13 protein-coding genes are annotated in these 19,678 nt (G+C 60.2%); 7 read left to right on the top strand and 6 right to left on the bottom strand.

The window, feature by feature from the left end; all coding sequences use genetic code 11:
* Positions 1-45: 45 nt before the first annotated feature.
* The gene (locus ACZ5AL_RS06705) at positions 46-1,317 is read right to left on the bottom strand and encodes an efflux RND transporter periplasmic adaptor subunit (RefSeq protein WP_464513034.1); all 1,272 of its coding nucleotides are present in this window, start codon (positions 1,315-1,317) and stop codon (positions 46-48) included.
* Positions 1,318-2,086: 769 nt separating this feature from the next.
* Here ACZ5AL_RS06705 and icd point away from each other — a divergent pair.
* Together icd and ACZ5AL_RS06715 are read left to right on the top strand one after the other, a co-directional pair.
* The gene (icd, locus tag ACZ5AL_RS06710; RefSeq protein WP_464513036.1) at positions 2,087-3,346 is read left to right on the top strand and encodes an NADP-dependent isocitrate dehydrogenase; all 1,260 of its coding nucleotides are present in this window, start codon (positions 2,087-2,089) and stop codon (positions 3,344-3,346) included.
* A gap of 140 nt (positions 3,347-3,486) precedes the next feature.
* On the top strand, positions 3,487-3,933 hold the full coding sequence (locus tag ACZ5AL_RS06715; RefSeq protein ID WP_464513037.1) for a hypothetical protein: 447 nt from the start codon (positions 3,487-3,489) through the stop codon (positions 3,931-3,933).
* A 143-nt stretch (positions 3,934-4,076) separates the two neighbouring features.
* Here the strand turns inward: ACZ5AL_RS06715 and ACZ5AL_RS06720 are convergent, their stop codons facing one another.
* The 4 genes from ACZ5AL_RS06720 to ACZ5AL_RS06735 all read right to left on the bottom strand — a co-directional run bounded on the left by ACZ5AL_RS06720 (position 4,077) and on the right by ACZ5AL_RS06735 (position 10,326).
* Positions 4,077-4,685: an outer membrane beta-barrel protein gene (locus ACZ5AL_RS06720; RefSeq protein ID WP_464513039.1), complete on the bottom strand. Its 609-nt coding sequence runs from the start codon at positions 4,683-4,685 to the stop codon at positions 4,077-4,079.
* A 601-nt stretch (positions 4,686-5,286) separates the two neighbouring features.
* Positions 5,287-8,358: an AAA family ATPase gene (locus ACZ5AL_RS06725; protein WP_464513041.1), complete on the bottom strand. Its 3,072-nt coding sequence runs from the start codon at positions 8,356-8,358 to the stop codon at positions 5,287-5,289.
* Between the two features lie 45 nt (positions 8,359-8,403).
* Complete coding sequence (locus ACZ5AL_RS06730; RefSeq protein WP_464513042.1) at positions 8,404-9,543, bottom strand: exonuclease SbcCD subunit D; 1,140 nt, start codon at positions 9,541-9,543, stop codon at positions 8,404-8,406.
* A gap of 99 nt (positions 9,544-9,642) precedes the next feature.
* Positions 9,643-10,326 (bottom strand): exonuclease domain-containing protein, encoded by a 684-nt coding sequence (locus ACZ5AL_RS06735; RefSeq protein ID WP_464513044.1) that lies wholly within the window; start codon positions 10,324-10,326, stop codon positions 9,643-9,645.
* Between the two features lie 660 nt (positions 10,327-10,986).
* Between ACZ5AL_RS06735 and ACZ5AL_RS06740 the strand changes: the two genes are divergently transcribed.
* Positions 10,987-11,274 carry a GIY-YIG nuclease family protein gene (locus ACZ5AL_RS06740; protein ID WP_464513045.1) on the top strand — a complete coding sequence of 96 codons (288 nt, stop codon included), beginning with the start codon at positions 10,987-10,989 and terminating at the stop codon, positions 11,272-11,274.
* A gap of 177 nt (positions 11,275-11,451) precedes the next feature.
* Here ACZ5AL_RS06740 and ACZ5AL_RS06745 read toward each other — a convergent pair whose 3' ends face one another.
* The gene (locus tag ACZ5AL_RS06745) at positions 11,452-13,320 is read right to left on the bottom strand and encodes a putative nucleotidyltransferase substrate binding domain-containing protein (protein WP_464513047.1); all 1,869 of its coding nucleotides are present in this window, start codon (positions 13,318-13,320) and stop codon (positions 11,452-11,454) included.
* Between the two features lie 744 nt (positions 13,321-14,064).
* Between ACZ5AL_RS06745 and hutU the strand changes: the two genes are divergently transcribed.
* Genes hutU through ACZ5AL_RS06765 form a run of 4 tightly spaced genes read left to right on the top strand, consistent with a single transcriptional unit; the run spans position 14,065 to position 19,507 of the window.
* On the top strand, positions 14,065-15,741 hold the full coding sequence (gene hutU, locus ACZ5AL_RS06750) for a urocanate hydratase (protein ID WP_464513048.1): 1,677 nt from the start codon (positions 14,065-14,067) through the stop codon (positions 15,739-15,741).
* Between the two features lie 50 nt (positions 15,742-15,791).
* Positions 15,792-17,300, top strand: a complete 1,509-nt coding sequence (gene hutH / locus ACZ5AL_RS06755; RefSeq protein ID WP_464513050.1) for a histidine ammonia-lyase — start codon at positions 15,792-15,794, stop codon at positions 17,298-17,300.
* A gap of 20 nt (positions 17,301-17,320) precedes the next feature.
* Entirely contained in the window at positions 17,321-18,538 is a 1,218-nt protein-coding gene (hutI, locus tag ACZ5AL_RS06760; RefSeq protein ID WP_464513051.1) for an imidazolonepropionase, read from the top strand.
* Between the two features lie 54 nt (positions 18,539-18,592).
* Entirely contained in the window at positions 18,593-19,507 is a 915-nt protein-coding gene (locus ACZ5AL_RS06765; RefSeq protein WP_464513053.1) for a formimidoylglutamase, read from the top strand.
* The last annotated feature ends 171 nt before the right edge of the window (positions 19,508-19,678 follow it).

Here is a 19,678-nt window from a genome sequence, read left to right on the forward strand (position 1 = left end):
TCACAGGGCAGAAACGAGGGGCAAGGGGTTCATAAGGGCACCGCGCTACGGCATGGCGATTGATTCCGGCTCGCTGGCTTCTACCGGAGCGTCGTGGGCTAATGCAAAGTGGCCATCCACCGTCACAAGATCACCCGGCTGTAGGCCATCGGTGATTTCCACAAAGTCGCCCGAGCGCTCACCCAGCTCCACATAAGTCCACTGCGCGCGATCGTCTTGTACAACAAACACCAGATCGCGACCTTGACGCACCAGCACCGCATCAGTCGGCACAACCAGTCGATCGGAGAGGCGGTGCGTTTCGAGGCGGATGGTAGCATAGAGCCCCGCCATCAGCGTACCGTCGGGGTTGGGGATCGACACGGTAACGCGCCCGGTACCGCGTTCGTCGTCAATGCGCGGATTTACGGCGTACACAGTGCCTTCTATGGGCTGGTCCTCCGATTGGAGCGCAGCCACATGCACATGCGCAGTAGCCCCTTCTTGGATGTGTACCAGATCTTCTTCGAGGACATGCACCGTCACTTTCATGCGGCGGTCATCGAGCACGGTTGCTACGGGCTCGCCCGCCCCCACGCGCTGCCCCACCTCGGTTTCCAGGTCGGCGATGCGTCCGCCAAACGGAGCCGTGACGTGCGTGCGTTCGAGTTGCAGACGGGCTCGCTCCACCCGCTGTTCGGCTTGGGTGAGTCCGTACGTAGCGGCTTGCACATCTTCACGATTCAGGCCGGCCCGAATCTGGGCGACCTCAAACTGGCGACGCACGCGCTGCAATTCTTTGCGAGACAGGGTGCCCGCATCAAACTGAGCTTCGGCTGCTTCGAGGGCAGTGCGGGCCTCGGCAACGGCGGTGGTATCGGGCGGATTGGCTTGGGCGCGCAGCGCATCGCCGCTCGTTTCGACCGCGTACTCGGCGCGCGCCTGCATCAGTTCGGCCTCAGCCTCGGCCAGTTCAATGCGCGAATCGCGATCATCGATGCGGACAATAAGTCCGTCCGCTGCTACCGATTGCCCTTCTTCGACCATGCGTTCTTGCACCACCCCGCCCACTTCGGCGCTTACAATGGCCGTTTGCCACGGCGCCAGGCGTCCGGTCGCCTCCGTGCGCACAGGAAAGTCCATGCGCTCCACGTCAATGACATCGACTTGTGCCACCGAGGAGGCGACATCCTCGGCATCGGGGCGGTCATCCTCGGCAGAGGCTTCCCCGGTTAAACGCGGCCAGAAGCCGTACAAAATAAGGCCGCCCACGGCTACACATAGCATAAGTGCGGCCACGTGCCAGGCGCGCAGTCGGCGTTGTGTTGAGGAAGACATTGTATATCGTGTTCATCCGATGTGTATGGATGTGTGATTTCCATGTGTGAACGTAGGCAGAAGCGAAACAAGATGCAAATGAGTACCACAGCGATCCTGTGGCGGGTGAGGGAATGTGTTTAGCGGCTTGTAGCCCGGGATCAGAAGCGGAGCGGATTTCCTGGGCGGTCATTGAACATTGAAGCCAACTAAACAATGTCATGGTGAACGGAGTGAAGCATCTCAGCGCCTTGCGGTCGGGCTGCCCTGCCACCAAGCGTGCAAGGGGGGCTTTGCGTGTACGGTCGGTGGCGAGTGTGTGGTGCTGGCGTTGAGATGCTTCCGCCTGCGGCGTCAGGATGACGGGCGGACGCGACACCATCTCCACTTTTGTGGCGATGCACCAGCGGCATGACCTACGGCCCCTCCGCGTCGCCATGTCTGCTGGGACGCTCCCGCGTCCCCAACTCGCCACCTGGTTTCTTTACCTCGGGGGGTACGTTGGACGCAGAGCGTCTATTCGCCCGTCGCGACGCAGAGCATCGCGACGAGGACACAGGTAGGGGGGAAACAGGGGGCTCATCTCCGATTGTGTTGTGTATAAACCGTAGCTCCTCATTACAACGTTACAGGTGAGACAGCCCAGCAGGCAGCCGTTGGCAGACTCGGTTCCCCCACAGGATTTTCAGAATCCTAACGGTAACGATGGCTCAGCTTTCCTAACTTACGTTAGACTGGGCTGTATTCCCTGTGCTCGTTATTTTCCACGTACTAAATGGCACAATCTCATATGCCTGCATCCTTTGACCAACTCACCCCGCCGTCTGAAGGCGAGGTCATTCGCAAAGACGGCGACACACTCACCGTTCCTGATCGTCCCATTATTCCGTTCATTGAAGGCGACGGTATTGGCCCCGATATCTGGGCGGCAGCACAAAACGTGTTCGATAGCGCCGTGCAACACGCCTACGATGGCGACCGCGAAATCGTATGGATGGAGATTTTTGCCGGCGGCAAAGCCCAAGACGAGTACAACGAATGGTTGCCCGACGATACGCTCAAGGCGATTGAGAACTATCTGGTATCCATCAAGGGGCCGCTCACCACACCCGTCGGTGGAGGTATTCGCTCGCTGAACGTAGCGCTGCGTCAGCAGCTCGACCTGTTTGCGTGTGTGCGTCCGGTACGCCACTTCGAAGGGGTCCCCTCGCCAGTGAGCGAGCCGGAGCTGGTTGACATGACGATCTTCCGGGAGAACTCGGAGGACATCTACGCAGGGATTGAGTATCGCGAAGGGTCGCCTGAGAACGAGAAGATTAAGAAGTTCCTGATTGAAGAGATGGGGGCGGATACCATCCGCTTCCCCGACTCTACGGCAATTGGCGTGAAGCCGATCTCGGAAGAAGGCACGAAGCGCCTGGTGCGCTCCTCCATCGACTACGCCATTGAGCGCGGCTACGACAGCGTCACGCTTGTGCACAAGGGCAACATCATGAAGTTCACCGAGGGCGCCTTCCGCGACTGGGGCTACGAGGTGGCCAAAGAAGACTACGGGGCCGAAGACCTCGACGGCGGCCCATGGCAGGTGATCACACTCGACGATGGCCGCGAGATCATCGTGAAGGATGTGATTGCCGACGCAATGCTGCAACAGATTCTTACGCGTCCGTCCGAGTACGACATCATCGCGACGATGAATCTGAACGGCGACTACATCTCCGACGCACTGGCTGCGCAGGTGGGCGGTATTGGGATTGCTCCGGGCGCCAACATCAACTACAACACCGGACTTGCGCTCTTTGAAGCGACGCATGGCACCGCACCGAAGTACGCGGGCATGGACAAGGTGAACCCCAGTTCGGTCATCCTCTCCGGTGAAATGATGTTCCGCTACATGGGCTGGAACGAAGCCGCCGACCTGATTATCGAAGGGCTCGAAACCACCATCAAGCAAAAGCGCGTGACGTACGACTTTGAGCGCAACATGGAGAACGCCACGCTCTTAAAGTGCAGCGAGTTTGGTCGGGCCATCGTCGAAAACATGGCGTAGCACCTATCCTATGCAGCGCCTGAACACATAACCGGGCGATTCGCGTATGGCATGACGGATGCGGCGGGCGGACGCTAGTTCGCCCGCTTTTGCTTTACCTCGCGGCCTGGTCGCTTTCTCTTTCTGTCTTCTGAACCGCTATGGCTTCTCGAACGACTACCTTCATCGACAACGACGCGCAGATGTTCACCGTCCGCGCTCCTGCCCATGTTCCAGAGTCGGCCATTGAGTCGGGGCATCATGATTTTATTGCCGACCATTGGGTCGATCTGGCTGCAGCCTCGTACATGGGCTTTCAGCGACTGGGCATTGGACTGGTTGTCGTGCAGGAACGTCCTTCGGTGGATGAAGCGGTGCAACTCGAAGCCCACACGATCGGATATGCCCAGGCCGATGGGGCCTGGCTCACCAATCGGTCCGACACGCTACCGGTTGAGTGGATTGACACGCAACTGCAGTCGTACGACCCCAATGATGCCGTCCTGGCGCTTTTCGTTGAAGATGAGGCTACCATCCGCGCCTATGCGGTAAGCGCCCAGCCCAGCCCCCCGGACGCGCTGCACCAGGCCCGCGCCCAACTCAACTGAATCAGATCACATTGCCACACCGGCGCGCAAGGCCAGTAGGTAAGCTCGTTACGTGTTTAGCGGCTTGTGGCCTAGGATCAAGAGTAAATTGTATATTCCGCGCGATCACCGACCAGAGCGGGCAGGTCATGGGACACCGACCACTACCGAAAGGGGTACCACGCAAGTCCCACGTTCATGCGCACCGTAGCGGCTGTTTGCTCCACCTCAATGGTGCTGGTATCCACCTCCAACTCATCGACCTCTCCAATAGTGATATGGAGGCCGGTGTCAAATGCGAACTGCGGCGAGAAAAAGTACTTGATGCCGCCTCCGATGCTACCCCCCACGCCACTCCATGAAATGTCTGGATCGGTACTGTACACCCCGGCAATGCCCGTAAGCGTTGCATCGATATAGGGCACAGTTGCGTTGGGCCCCGAGCGAAAGTTAAACTGTCCGCCCAGGTCTACATGGGCCAGTGTGTAGGTGTCTTGCGTGATGGCTGGATTCAGTACGTTTTCTACATCCATCTGTGCCACATCGACGCCGCCGTATAGCGTAAACAGGGAAGTGAAGCCGTATCCGACTTTTAGGCCGCCCCCAAGGCCGCCTTCGGGATCGCTATCTTCAATCGAGATGCCCTGTGCATTTGCATGCACATTGAAGAAAAGGCCTTCTGTGTTCGAGCGCTCAACCTCTGATAATTGGCCGAGAGCGGGCAGAGCCCCCCCAATGGCTAAGATAAACAGAACAATAAGGGAGGTACGCATGGGGACGATCAAAGGTGGGAAAGAAAAACTGGGAGGTAGTAACCGTAGTGCTGGGTGGCACCTAAATGGTATGGTCCAAACTTGTCATCGCGAGGAGGAAGCCCTGCGACTGACGCGGCGCTGTGAGCGTAGCGAACGAGTACTCTTGGGGTGCGATCTCATGCCGTTGATTGGGCGGCTGTATCCGGCCTGATAGCATGAGATTGCGTCGCTGCGCTCGCAATGAAAAGGGGGGGCGTTTTTCTCGGTACGTTAGGGACACAACCCATGCGTTACCCAACCATTGACCTGTGACACAGCAGTAGCAGATGCTGCCTCTTACCGTGCCCCACATCCTCCGATATCTGGATGCGAACCCCATACACAGTACGAACTGCGCATCTGACACACAAGCCCTATTGAGTGGGCAGCAGGTCATGGTGAGATTGGCAGCCTCGAAGAGTGTTTTTTCTCGAGGGTTCGGACCCGGGGGCCCGCTTGCCGCCTAATCTAAAGATCCTCCATACCATCAGATTCTTGGGCGCGGGTTTTCGGGGCGCGGGTTTTCGGGGCGCGTCACTGGGTGCGCATTTCAAGATTCACCTATGACAGCACACCCTGTTCAGGTCTCCACCTTGATCCGGCTTCCATCTTGGGCGGACTGTACGGTGAGGCGGGCCGGCAGACGGCGTTTCAGTTCGGTCACGTGAGAGATAACCCCCAGCAACCGGCTACTCTGCTGCTCCTGCACATCGTACAGCACATTCAGCGCTCGGTCAAGCGTTTCCTGATCGAGCGTACCAAAGCCCTCGTCGATAAAGAGCGTATTCAAGTGCCGTCCGCCGGAGCGTTGTTGCACCACGTCGCTAAGCCCCAGCGCCAGGGCCAGCGAGGTGTTGAACCCCTCGCCTCCCGATAACGTGTTGACCGAGCGATCTTCGTTGGTGTAGGCGTCGTGCACGCGCAGGTCCAGACCGCCACTGCGGCGCGCATCGTCGAGCGTGGTAGCGCGCTTTAGATGATATTGCCCCTGTGACATTCGTTCCAAATGGAGGTTGGCTACCTTCAACACATGCTTCAGTCGGGCGGCCAGCACGTAGCGCTGTAAACTGATATTTCGCTCGTTGGCGCCCGTGCCGCGTGCTACCTGGCTCAAGTGACCAATCCGCTCCACTTTCGCTTCGGCCTTGGCGGTCTTTTCTTTGAGCTCGGAGAGCTGTTCCAACGCGGTGCGAAGAGAGGCTTGCGTGCTTTCCAGCGCGCCGATTTCTTGACTCAGCTCGTTGATGCGTTCATCCAGCGCATCAACCTGCGCTTTGGCACCCTCCGCATCGGGATCGCTGATGCCCTCGGCCTTCGCTTTGGCTTCCTTCAGATTCGATTGCGCCGTGGACCACTTCTTGTCAACCTCTTGAATCGTATCGCGCAAGTCTTCTAGCGCGTCGGTATCCATGCGGGACGCTTCGTAGGCCGTGCGATCTTCGAACCCCTGCTCGTGCAGGTCCTCTCGAAAGCTCGACTGGGCATCTTCATACTTTTGCTGTGCCGTTGCGAGCGCCTCGCGTTTGGTAGCGAGGGCGCTTTCCGCGGCAGCGTGCGCCTTATCGGCCTCTTGTTTGGCGGATTTCGCCTCCTCCAGTGCCTTGTTCATCGCAGAAAGCTTCTCCTCAAGATCGGATAGCTTTGCATCCAACGCCTCCACTGTTTCGATACCGTCAGGCACGCGTTCGGTAAGATCCTCCACACGAGCTGTGGCCTGCTCGTAGGTGCTCTGGGCCGCGCGCACTTCCTCTTTTTTCGTCTCTAACGCCTCCTCCTTCTCGGTCAGCGTCTCGGTAAGCGCGTCAAGGCGCTCGGAGGCCGTTTCGACGTTTTTCTTAGCCGTCTGTGCAGAAGACAGCGCCTCTTTGGCCTCCTGATGCTTCGCCTCAATCTCGGATACGGTGTGCTCGGTCAACGCAGCATCCGTATCCTGTAGCGCCTCAATTTTGCTGCTGTGCTTGTCTACCGCCCGCTGGGCCTCACTTTCTTTCTTTTGGAGCGTTTGCAGCGTGGATTCGGCAGCATCGAGTTCGCTCCGCGCCGATTCGAGGGCGTCGGCATCGGGCACGTCGTGGGCGTCGTCGGCGGGGGCAGGGTGACTGGTGGAGCCGCACACGGGGCAGGCTTCGCCGTCGGTAAGCTGGGCGGCCAACACACTGGCATAGCCCTCATCGCGCGCCTGCTCCAGCGCACGCACCTGCTCCTTGTTGGCATCACGCGTCTCAGCCTGCTCCTCAACCCGAGCCTGGGCTTCTTCAAGCGACTGCCTGGCTTTTTGCCGTTGTTCTTTGGTTTTGCGCAAGGTGCGCGCACGCTCCAGCCGCTCTTTCCATGTGGATACGTTGCGGTCGCGCTGATCAACCGACTGGGCTTCTTTGCGATGCTCGGCAATCGCTGATTCGGCCTTTTCGATGTCAGCCGCAATCTGTTCGATTTCGTCGTTCAGCGCCGCCTGCTCGTCCTGGGCGGCTTTGAGCGTTTTCTGGGCGGATGTGGCGGCGTCCTGCGCCTCGGCACGAGCCTCCACATCCGACCGTGCGCTTTTTAATGTGCGAATCTGATCATCCATCGCGTCGCGTTTGTCGCTGCGCGAGTGCTCGGCCTTCAGCTTAGACTCGGCCTTCTGTAGACGCTCTGTTGCCTGCTCGAACTCCTTTTGAGCGGCTTGAAGGGCCTTGCTCGCATCGTTTTTTGACGACTCGCGATCCGTCAAAAGCGTATCGGCGCTGGCAATGCGTTGCGCCTGCTCGGCCTCTTTTGCGCGCCGTTTGCGAGCAGTTTGTTGTTCTTGCTCGCTGCGAAGCGCCTCAACACGCTCCTTCGCCGCTTCCACGGCATCCAGTCGCTGCTGCTGGTCGCGGGCAGTCTGCAGGGCCTCTTTGGCCTGCTTGAGCTTCTCGCTGGTTTGCTGCTGGGCCTCCTTTTTGTCGGAAAGCGTCTGCGTGCAGTCCTTCTCTTTTTGGCGGAGGGCCTCCAGCGTATCGACATCGTGTTGCGAAAGCACTGTCTCGCGCTCCGTTAAAAGCGCCTGCGTCTCTTCTTTGGCCTCACCATGCATCGTCTTGAGTTCGTCTTCGAGGTCGGCATACTGTTGCGTCTCGAACAGCATCTTAAGGATGTCCTCGCGCGCCTTGGAATCGGCAGACAGGAAGTCGCGAAACTTGCCCTGGGGTAGCAGCACCACCTGACGAAACTGGTCGACGTGCAGGCCGAGCAGCGATTCGATGCGCGCAGTAACGTCGCGCTTGCCCTCGGCGATAAGCGTGCCGGTCGCGCCGCGTTCGGCGTCGGTGCGGTCGTACAGCTCGGCATCGGGGCCGCGGGTGGTGGTGCCGCTGCCTCGCTTCTTGGCAAGCTCCATCCGCGGGCGTCGCCATACGCGGTACAGCTTACCGCCCAGGCGGAAGTCGAGCGTGACTTCGGTGGGGTCGTTTTTGGTGGCGTAGTGACTGCGTAACTCGGTGGCATCCCGTTCTGAACCCGACGATTCGCTGTAGAGCGCGTAGCAAATCGCGTCGAGCACAAACGATTTTCCGGAGCCGGTGGCGCCATGAATTAGAAACAGCTGATATCCAGCAAAGTCAGAAAAGTCAATGGTCTGTGGTGCAGCATACGGACCGAATTGTTCAAACTGGAGGCGTTCAAGCGTCATCGTATGTAGGAGCGGCGCGTGGGCAAAAAGCGATCTCGGATGAGGTTACGCGTTGCGGCGGTTGGCGTCGACGCGTTCGAGGGCCTCCTCAAGGATGGAGGCGTCGTCTTCGTCGAAAGAGCGGCCGGTGGCGTAGCTGTAGAACTCGCGGAAAACATCGGTTGGAGAGGCGTTTTCGGATGGGGGCACCAGGTCGTCTTCGTCGTCGATTTCAACGCGTGGAAACTCGATCTGCAGGCAATTGGGGTAGACCTCGCGGAGCCGAGTCATCGCATCAGTAACGGGGCCGCGATTCGTGAGGGTGATTTTCAGGTAGTCGTCGGCATTGGGATCATCGTGGCCTTGCGCAAGCATCTCGTGAAAGTCGCCTTCGATGCAGCGCAGGTCGCGGGGCGGCGTAAAGGGCACCGTTTCGATGGTGCACGTCCCGTGCGCATCCATATCGACTACGTAGAACGACTTTTCATGGGCGTGCTCGCTGAACGAGTACTTCATCGGCGATCCGGCATAGCGGATGTGGTCGCTGTTGATGCGCTGCGGCTGGTGCAGGTGGCCCAGCGCCACGTAGTCGAATCCGTCGAACAATTCGGTGGGTACATGTTCGGCACCGCCCACGAGCGTGCGCTCGGAGTCGCCAATGGTGCCGCGTTGCGCAAAGATGTGGGCTACGGCAATGGAGCGTGCGGCATCGGGAATCTGGGGGCGCAGGTGGTCGAGTTGGGTAGCTACCACGTCTTCGTGCGACCGAATGGGGGCGTCGCGGTCAAATGCTTCGCGAGCGTAGGCCGGCTGGGCATACGGCAGCCCGGCGATGTAGACAGGGCCGTGCGCATCCTCCAACACAATCGGATCGGTGCGCGGGTGGCACAGCACATGCAGGCCCTGGCGCTGCAGGATACTAGAGCCGAAGTCGAGGCGGTCGGGGCTGTCGTGGTTGCCAGCAATCATGATGACGGGCAGGTCGGCGTCGATGACGAGCCGCGAGAGGGTTTCGTCGAGCACATCTACCGCGTCAGAGGGCGGTACAGCGCGATCGTAGATGTCGCCCGCCACGATGATGGCGTCGGGTTCGTACGTCTGGGCGGCGGCAACAAACTGGTCAAGCACATCGGACTGGTCTTCGGTGAGGTGCTTTTTGTGGAGCAGGCGGCCCAGGTGCCAGTCGGCGGTGTGGAGGAAGCGCATGGTTACGTGTGGAGGTTTGGAAGAGCGGACGGGAGGGTTTGGATTGGACGGTTCCCCATACTTGTGAAGCTATGCGTCGTTGCATACATTTTGGGATTCCTACCCCCGCAGCACCGTGCGCACATGCAGGGTTCCCCCTCCGCGCAAGTGAGCGCACTGGGCGAGGAACAGTTCGGCGGTAGCCACCGCATCGGTGAGGGCATCGTGCGCCGGGTAGGCGGGGAGTCCGAAGTGCTGACGCAGTGCAGGGAGCCGCAGGGTATGGTCGGAGGCCGAACGGCTGCCGCGCTCCATCAGGCGGCGGCCCAGTGCCACCGTGTCTACCACCGGAATGAGCAGCGGTGCCCCGTACAGTCGCTGACACGCTGCATTCAAAAAGCGGGTTTCGACCGGTGCGTGGTGGGCAATCAGGATGGAGGTGGGGAGCGTCTCAAGTAACGCAGCGAGAGCCTCCTGCAGGGGGATGGCTTCGTTCAGTGTGTTGTCCACAATGCCGTGGACGGTCGCGCTTTCGGCAACGGAGCCGCTGATCTCGACGTAGTGCCGCTGGGCGTGTTGCAATCGCACCCGCTCGTTCTCTACCGGCACCCATCCCATCGACACGATCTGATCAGATTGCGGGTCGAGGCCGGTCAGTTCCAGGTCTACCGCCACAAAACGCGCCTTGGTCACCGGATCACCCAGCGCAGGGAGCGGGGCGTTGAAGACATCGCGCAGCGGAGAGTCTGCCAGACCCCGACGATGCCACCAGCGGCGCAGCGATAAACCAAACGAATGAGCCATAGAGACACGTTGCTATGCTGAACTTATACCAAATCTGGTTGCAGGCTTGTGGTGTTACTCAGGGCAAAGACCCGGATTTACTTCGTCAGTCGGCCTTTGGCCTCGTGTGAGGATGGACGTTTTTCTCGCTTATCCATTTACATCTCCAGGCATGCACACCATAACTAAGCACGCGGGGTTGGTATTAAACAATCTGTTTGGGATATTTAGCCCTGTTTCGACACTTTGTTGCTCTGCTTGCCAGGGCTGCTGCCTGCTGCTGTGCTTGTGGGGTACCTGCCTGTTCTGGATCCTGGATCGCGCTCGCAGGCTCGCTTGCCTGTCCTGAACTCGATTCAGGATCCATGCTGCGAGGGAGCGCCGAAGCGTACGCGTTGAGCACCAACCATCCGAACCAAGGCCTGCTTCGATAGCCTGTTGATGTGCTTGTGGGGCGCCTGCCCGTTCTGGATCCTGGATCGCGCTCGCAGGCTCGCTTGCCTGTCCTGAACTCGATTCAGGATCTGGATGACGTTCGAGGGGGGGCGTTCGAGTTGAAAGGGGGCTTCGTCTCCCAGCACCATCTTCCCGACACGTCATCCTGAACTTGATTCAGGATCCATTGTGCAAGAGGTACCGAGCATCCAAGTCCAGCACCCACCCTCCAAATCACATTGAGCCATGCCGCGTCCGGGATACGTGTACATCTTGGCCAGCCGCCGGAACGGAACGCTGTACATTGGCGTCACCAGCGCGTTGAAACAGCGTGTATGGCGGCACCGGCAAGGTGTGGAAGGAGGCTTCACTGCCCGCTACGGGGTAACGCGGTTGGTCTATTACGAAGTGTACGATGACATCCAGACAGCGATTGAACGCGAGAAGCAACTCAAGGCTTGGCGACGTGCCTGGAAGATTGAACTGATCGAGACGGAAAATCCAACGTGGGATGACCTCTACGCCACGATTTAGGGCGCTTCGTGCTTTCAAGGCTGCTATCTGTTCTGGATCCTGGATCGCGCTCGCAGGCTCGCTTGCCTGTCCTGAACTTGATTCAGGATCCATGCTGCGAGTGCCAACCAACCCCTCAAACTCAGCATGCAGCCCCTGAATCAAGGCCTGCATTGAACGATGGACCGCCGGAGGGTATTACCGAATAAAGTGCGTCTGGTAGCGGCGCTCCAGGGCCGATTGCATGCGGCTGGCCACCTTGAACGCATCCTTCAGGTGGCGTTGCTCAAAGTCAGACAGCGCATCGGGAGCCACGTAGTTGTCGGGTATGTCGCCGCGCTTGAGTTGATTCACCTGGTGGCGCATCCGTACCGAAGCGATAAACGAAAAGGCGTCGTGCAGGTTGTCGGCATCCGAATCGGCAAAGGTGCTGCTGGCGCCTAGCGCGTCGAGGCGCTCCAGGGTGTTGACCGCGGGCAGGCCCCGCTGCAGCGTGTGAATGCGTGCCAGATCGATGATAGGCACCAGTCCGTTCAGCTTCAGGTCGAGCGTTTTGGTTTCGCCGCCGTGGCGCTCCAGCACAAACTGCCGAAAAAAGCCGAGCGGTGGGGTGTGCTCCAGGGCGTTAACGGTGAGGCTGGCCAGAAAGATGGACTGGTCGGGCGCGCGGTTGAGCACGTAGCGGTGCAGGGCGTGCCCCAACTCCACGGCTCCGGCTACCGGACGCCAGTCGAAGAAGATGCTGGCATGCATCAAGGCTTTGGGATGCGGCTCGTCCATCCAGTCGCGAAAGTAGCGGCGCCACGTAGACACGGGCTGCCGCCATCGGTCGTTTGTGGCCATCACGTCGCCGGGGCAGTGCACGAATCCGCAGGCGTCGAGGCCGTCGCACACAAAGGTGGCCAGTTGCTCAAAGTACGGACCGTGCTGAAGAGGGTCGTACTCATCGGAAATCACCAGGGCGTTGTCTTGGTCGGAGTGGATCGACATTTCGTGGCGGGCCTGCGAGCCCAGCGCCATCCAGGCGAACGGCAGCGGGGGCTGTCCGAGGACGTCATATGCCAGTTCGATGAGCCGCTTCGTGATGGCATCCGCCACGGTGGTGATAGCCCGGCTTACATCGGAGGGCTGGGCCGTGGTGGCACTCAGGTGTTCCATCAGCAGCGGGAGGCGCTCGGCCACGCTGGCGAGCCCCTCAACGGAGTGTTGCTTCCACACATCCCCCACGAGATACACCGGATGGTCGGCCTCCATGCGGATGAGGTCGGTGGTGGTAATCATGCCCCGCACGGTGTCGCCTTCCATCACGGGCAGGTGGTGCACGTTGTGGCGACTCATCTCCAGCAGCGCCTCGAAGGCGTAGGCATCCGGCCCAATCGTGATGGGGTCCTTCGTCATGATGCCCAAGCACGGTGTCTCCGGTGAGCGCCCCTCTGCCAGCACACGGGTGCGCAGGTCGCGGTCGGTGATGATGCCCAGCGTTGAATTGGAGTCGGTCCGCTCGACAATCAACGAGGATACCCGCGCCTGAGCCATCTGCTGGGCAGCTTCGCGGATGGTGGCGTCAGGGCGAATCGTGACGGGCTTGCGCGTGATGAGTCGATGCACCGGAGTGGTGAGGGTTTGCTTGCCTTGCTCTTGCTTCACTGCATCGCGCAGCCGATCGGCATAGGCCCGGTTGAAGAACCGATCGAACGCCGGGTGGGCATTGCGCAGGGTGTCGAAGACATCTGCCGAGAAGGTGTACAGCAGCGTATCCTCAATGGCGGTGGCGCGTCGTTGGGCCGGAGATCCGGTAAGAAGCGACGGGTAGCCGAAGAAGTCGCGCACATCCATGCGTGCGACCAAGCGGTCGGACTCGTCGTGCAGCTCGACGGCGCCTGAGCGAATCAGATAGAGGGTGTCGGAATCGGCTCCAAGAGGCAGCACTACGGTGCCGCTGGGCACATAGCGAATTTCGATATGGTGAGCCGCTGTGCGCTGTGCTTCTTCAGGCAACAGATCAAAGGGCGGCGTCTCGCGCACAAAGCGCAGTACTTCGGTGACTTCAACCGGCGGGGTGGACATGACGTGCTCGGGGAATGGGCTATACACAACGATGCAGTACGCCTGCACTTAAGTAACGGCATGTGCAGGTTTCTTTTTTACGGTAGTGGTTCAATGTTAAATGATTGCCTGTGGTTTACATCATCGCAATCTGCTCAAACCCCCTCTGTCTGCCGACATCTCCCCCTTGGCCAAGGGGGAGAAACCCGTAGGGAGAGGGGGTTCGAAGAAGAGAGAGCTGCTGCATTCAATTGCTTTATCATTTAGCGTCTATCCACTACCTTTTTTTCGTTGCTGATGGCCTTGTAGCAGAATACGCCGTCCTGACCTCCCCCATTCTCTTACGCTGTTCGGTGTTTCCCCCTTCGCGAAGGGGGAAATGTCGCGTAGCGACAAAGGGGGATGGGCGTCCACAAAGATAACGGAAAACTTGCACACCGCGTTAAGTAGCTCAATAAAACTATGTTTACACCTTGTCATCGCGAGGAAGGAGCTCTGCGACTGACGTGGCGCTGTGAGCGCTAGCGAACGAGTACTCCTGGGGTGCGATCTCATGCCTCGACCTGGGCGGTGCCGCCTAGTTCGATAGCACAAGATTGCGTCGCTACGCTCGCAATGACATAATCAAAGATACTTTTGCGAGTCTACTTAACATACAAACCACGCACGACCGATGCACAGGCGTTGACGCTTCGCGGTCTGCCCTGTATATTGCCAGTACGTTACAAAAAAAGCGCTTCCAACCACCCACACGACCCGCTGTCTATGGCTGTTTCTTCTGATACGCCCTCCATTCGCGCGCCACGCGGCACCGACCTGCACTGCAAGGGCTGGCCGCAAGAGGCGGCGCTCCGTATGCTGATGAACAACCTGGATCCGGAGGTGGCTGAAAATCCGGATGAGCTGGTCGTGTATGGCGGGGCTGGCAAGGCTGCGCGTAACTGGGACTGCTATCACGCCATTGTGCAGACGTTACAGCGGCTGGAAGGCGATGAAACGCTTCTCGTGCAGAGTGGCAAGCCGGTGGGTGTTTTCCAGACGCATGCCGATGCCCCGCGCGTGCTCATCGCCAACGCGCATCTGGTGCCGCGCTGGGCGACATGGGACGAATTCCGTCGGCTGGATGCGATGGGGCTGACCATGTACGGACAAATGACTGCCGGGTCGTGGATCTACATTGGCACGCAGGGCATCGTGCAGGGCACGTTCGAGACGTTCGCTGAATGTGCGCGTCAGCACTTTGGAGGCACGCTTTCGGGGCGCCTCGTTGTAACGGCTGGACTTGGCGGGATGGGCGGCGCACAGCCGCTGGCCGCCACAATGAACGGGGCCGCCTTCCTAGGCGTCGAGGTGGATCCGGCCCGCATCCAACGACGCGTAGACACCGGCTACTGCGACCGCATGGTCACCGATCTGGATGAGGCGCTGGATCTGGTGCTGCAGGCGAAAGCCGAGGGCGAACCGCTCTCGGTGGGGCTGGTGGGCAATATCGCTGAGGTGCTGCCCGAACTGGTGCGTCGCGACGTGGTGCCCGATGTCTTGACCGACCAGACCTCGGCCCATGACCTGCGCACCGGATACATTCCAGCGGGATATGCGCTGGAAGAGGCGGCTACTCTGCGCGAATCTGACCCGGAGGGCTACGAGACGGCGGTCCTCGATTCCATGCAGACCCACGTGCGCGCCATGCTCGATCTGCAGGAGAAAGGCGCCGTGGCTTTTGACTATGGCAACAACCTGCGCGGACAGGTGGCCGACCATCGGGGCATGGACGAAGCCTTCGACATGCCCGGCTTCGTACCGGCGTTCATCCGTCCGCTCTTCTGCCGCGGCTCCGGACCATTTCGGTGGGCGGCGCTCTCCGGCAATCCCAACGACATCGCTGTTACCGATCAGGCCGTGCTGGATACGTTTCCGCACAACGACGCGCTACACCGGTGGATTCACAAGGCGCAAGAACAGGTGGCCTTTCAGGGCCTCCCGGCACGCATCTGCTGGCTCGAATACGGCGAGCGGGCCGAGTTGGGTGCTCGCTTCAACTGGCTCGTGGAGCAAGGCAAGGTGGATGCGCCACTCGTCATTGGTCGCGACCATCTGGATACCGGATCAGTGGCCTCGCCCAACCGCGAGACCGAAAACATGAAAGACGGCTCGGATGCCATTGCCGACTGGCCGCTTCTGAACGCGCTGCTCAATACCGCCAGTGGCGCCACTTGGGTGTCCATTCATCACGGCGGCGGGGTGGGCATCGGATATTCCATCCACAGCGGCATGGTGTGCGTGGCCGACGGCACCGAAGACGCCGCCCGTCGCCTGGAGCGCGTGCTTACCGCCGATCCGGGATCGGGCGTGATGCGGCATGCCGATGCCGGCTACGAAACCGCCATCGAAACTGCCAACGAACGCGGCATCGATCTGCCCATGATCGAGCGAAACGACTAATCCCGACTGTACGGCGCTGCTGTTGCATCCATCTGAAATACAAACGGTTCATGACCGACGATCCTGTCTCCATTCCGACCCTGCACCGTGATCTGAACGATCGCCTTGCGGCGCTCCGCACCACGGCTCCCGACGTAACCGCGTCGCGTGAGCGGGTTGAGGCTGCGTTGCAAACAGACGACGCCCACTACGGCATCAACACCGGATTTGGCGCGCTGGCACAAAAACAAATCGAATCCGACCAGCTTGAACAGCTGCAACGTAATCTGCTGTTGAGCCATGCCGTGGGGGTGGGCGACCTCATCCCCAAGCCCATCACCCGGCTGATGTTACAGCTAAAAATCCACGCGCTGGGGATGGGCTATTCCGGCATCTCCATGCCCACTTTTGAGCGGTTGCTGGATTTTGCGGAGCACGACCTGGTGCCTGCTGTGCCCAGCCGGGGCAGCGTGGGCGCTTCGGGCGATCTGGCGCCCCTGGCCCACCTGTCGCTTCCGCTCCTTGGCTACGGCGCCTTCTGGAACGCTGACGGCACTGATACGCGTCCGGCCCGCGACGTGCTCAATGAACACGACCTCGATCCCATCGCCCTGCAGCCCAAAGACGGCCTCGCGCTCATCAACGGCACGCAGCAGATGGGAGCCTACGCGGCGCGCATTCTGCATGCTGCACACCGCCTCGTCAAAATGGCAGATCTGATCGCTGCGATGAGCCTGGAGGCGCTGCAAGGAAGCATCAAACCATTCGATGCACGCGTGCAGCAGGTGCGTCCGCATCCCGGACAGATTGCCGTAGCGCAGAACGTACGGTTGCTGTTGCAAGAGAGCGAGATCCTGGAGTCGCATCGCAACTGCGGCAAGGTGCAAGATCCGTACTGTCTGCGATGCGTGCCGCAGGTGCATGGGGCCAGTCGCGATGCGCTTCGCCACGCCACCGAAGTTGTCGAGCGCGAGATCAACAGTGTCACCGATAACCCGCTGGTCTTTGAGAATGGCGATATTGTGAGCGCCGGTAACTTCCACGGACAACCGCTGGCGCTAGCACTTGATTACACGGCTATTGCGCTGGCCGAGCTGGCCAGTATTTCAGAGCGCCGCACGTATCTGCTGCTGGAAGGGCACGACGGCCTCCCCAAACTCCTTATGGAAGACACCGGCATCAACTCCGGATTCATGATTCCGCAGTATACCGCCGCGGCCCTCGTATCGGAGAACAAAAGCCTGTGTCACCCCGCCGCCGTCGATTCTATTCCCACCAGCCTGGGGCAGGAAGATCACGTGAGCATGGGAAGCGTCGGCGCGGTGCAGGCGCTGCAGGTGCTCAACAACGTCGAACATGTGCTTGCTATCGAACTGCTTACCGCCGCCCAGGCACTGGACTTCCGCAAGCCGCTGCGTCCCGGACGTGGCGTGGAGGCGGCGCACAAACAGATTCGCACGGCCATTCCGCATCGCACCAAAGATCACATGTTTGAACCCGACATGGAACGCGCCCGGTCGTTCATCGAATCGTCGAATCTGCTTGACACCGTTGCCACCACCTGCGCCCCCCTCACCTGACTCCACACGCTGTCCATTCTATGCCTACACTCACCAACATCGGCACGCTTGCTCGCTGTACCCCTGCAGGCGGACAAGACGCGCTCCACGAAATCCACGACGCAGCGCTCACCTGGACCGACGATACCATCACCTGGGTCGGTCCGGCTGCTGAATGTCCCCCAGAGCAGGCCACCGAGCCTGTGATCGATGCCGAGGGCGCGCTGGTTATTCCGGGTCTGGTGGATGCGCATACCCACCTGGCGTTTGGCGGCTGGCGGGCCGATGAGTTCGCACAGCGCCTTCGGGGTGTACCTTACCTCGATATTGCCGAACAGGGCGGCGGCATTTTGAGCACCATGCGGGCTACGCGCGCAGCCTCCGAAGATGATCTGCTGAGACGCTGCGAAGCGTTCCTTTCCGAGATGGCCCAGTTGGGCGTAACGACCGTTGAGTGCAAGTCGGGCTACGGACTGAATGTAGAGGCCGAATCCAAAACATTGCGCGTGTACGAACGGCTTCGCGAGCGCGTCCCGCAGACGCTGATTTCGACATTTCTGGGCGCTCATACCATTCCGCCAGAGTACGAGGACGACCGCGCAGAATACATTGCGCTGCTCACGGATACGCTCATCCCCACCGTAGCGGAGAACAACTGGGCCGCATTTTGTGATGTGTTTGTGGAGCAGGGCGCTTTTACGCCGGACGAGGCGCGCACCATCTGCGAGGCGGGGCGGGCCCATGGACTGCAGCCCAAACTGCACGCCGACCAGTTGAGCGACACTGGCGGCGGAGCGCTGGCTGCCGAGTTAGACGCTGCCTCTGCCGATCATCTGGAGCACGTGTCGGCCTCCAGCATTGCCGCGATGGCTGATGCCGATGTGGTGGCCGTGAGCCTCCCGCTGGCTACGCTCTACCTGAACGAATCCCCCCTTCCGGCGCGTGCGCTCATTGAAGCCGGTGTGCCTGTGGCGGTCGCCACCGATTTCAATCCGGGCAGCGCCCCCAGCTACCATCTGCCGTTTGCCATGACGCTCGCCTGTACACTGCAGCGCATGACACCTGCCGAGGTGCTGAAAGGCACCACCGCCTATGCGGCCCAGTCCATCGGGTGCCTCGACACGCTTGGCTCGCTCGACCCCGGCAAGCGCGCTGATTTCGTGCTTGTAGACGCCCCCTCCGTCAACCACTGGATGTATCACCTGCGCGCCAATGCCGCTATCGCCACGTACATCGGCGGCACGCGCGTGGCGTCGTAGTGTGTTCGTATTGTGCACGTTCATCTGCACGCCCCTTCATTCTGATACAACACTATGCCCGACGATCCACGTATTCGCGATCTCCTCCAACGCGGCACGACCGATCCGAAGCATGCTCGGGCCGTGCTCATTGGCTTCCCTTCGGATGAAGGCGTTCGGCGCAATGGCGGACGCCCCGGTGCCTCCGAAGCGCCTACAGCGATTCGTAATGCTTTGTACAGTATGACCGCTGATCCTCGCGTTCCGGCGATGGCACGTTTCTGGGAAGAGATGGTGGATGGGGGCAATGTCTCGTGCACCGGCGATGTGGAAGCCGATCAGCAGGCGTTGGCGCGTCGCCTGGCCCCGCACCTTCGCCGAGGATGCATCCCGATCATCCTGGGCGGCGGCCATGAAACTGCGTTCGGCCACTTTCTGGGCTATGTGGAGGCCGAGCAGTCGGTAGGCATCACAAACTGGGATGCCCATCCCGACGTGCGTCCGCTCCGCGATGGGCAGGCCCACTCCGGATCCCCCTTTCGGCAGGCGCTTACGCACCCGGATGAACGATGCACGGGGTATGCGGTGTTTGGCTTGCAGCCCCACAGCACCGCTCGCGCTCACCTCGACTACGTGCAACGGCACAATGCCACTGTTGTGTGGAACGATGCCCTTACAACGGCTCGCATCAACGCGCACTACGACGCCGTTTCCGCCCCGCAGATGGTGACGTTCGACTTGGATGCCGTCGATCAGGGAGCGGCCCCGGGAGTGAGTGCGCCCGCTGTAAACGGGATGCCGTCGCGTCTATGGTTGCATGCGGCCTATCGCGCTGGACGCTGCCCACACGTGCGTTCTATGGACATCGTTGAGCACATTCCCCGCTTCGATGCCGATCACCGCACCGCCCGGCTGGCTGCCTACACGATCTGGCAATTCGTCCGCGGCCTTGTGCAACGAGAGGCACCTGAATCATGGGGTAAATCATGAACTACCAACGCACATAGTCATCCCGACCAAGGCGCCCCAGCGCCGCAGAGCCGGGATATCCCCTGACAACGTAGCTTGACCACTGACCCCGCACAGCCCAAACTTTGACCTCTGCCAGACCACTACTGTTCTGTCACACGTGATTGTTTGGGTACGGGAACCGTGCTAAAC

It is taken from the genome of Natronotalea proteinilytica (assembly GCF_055379935.1).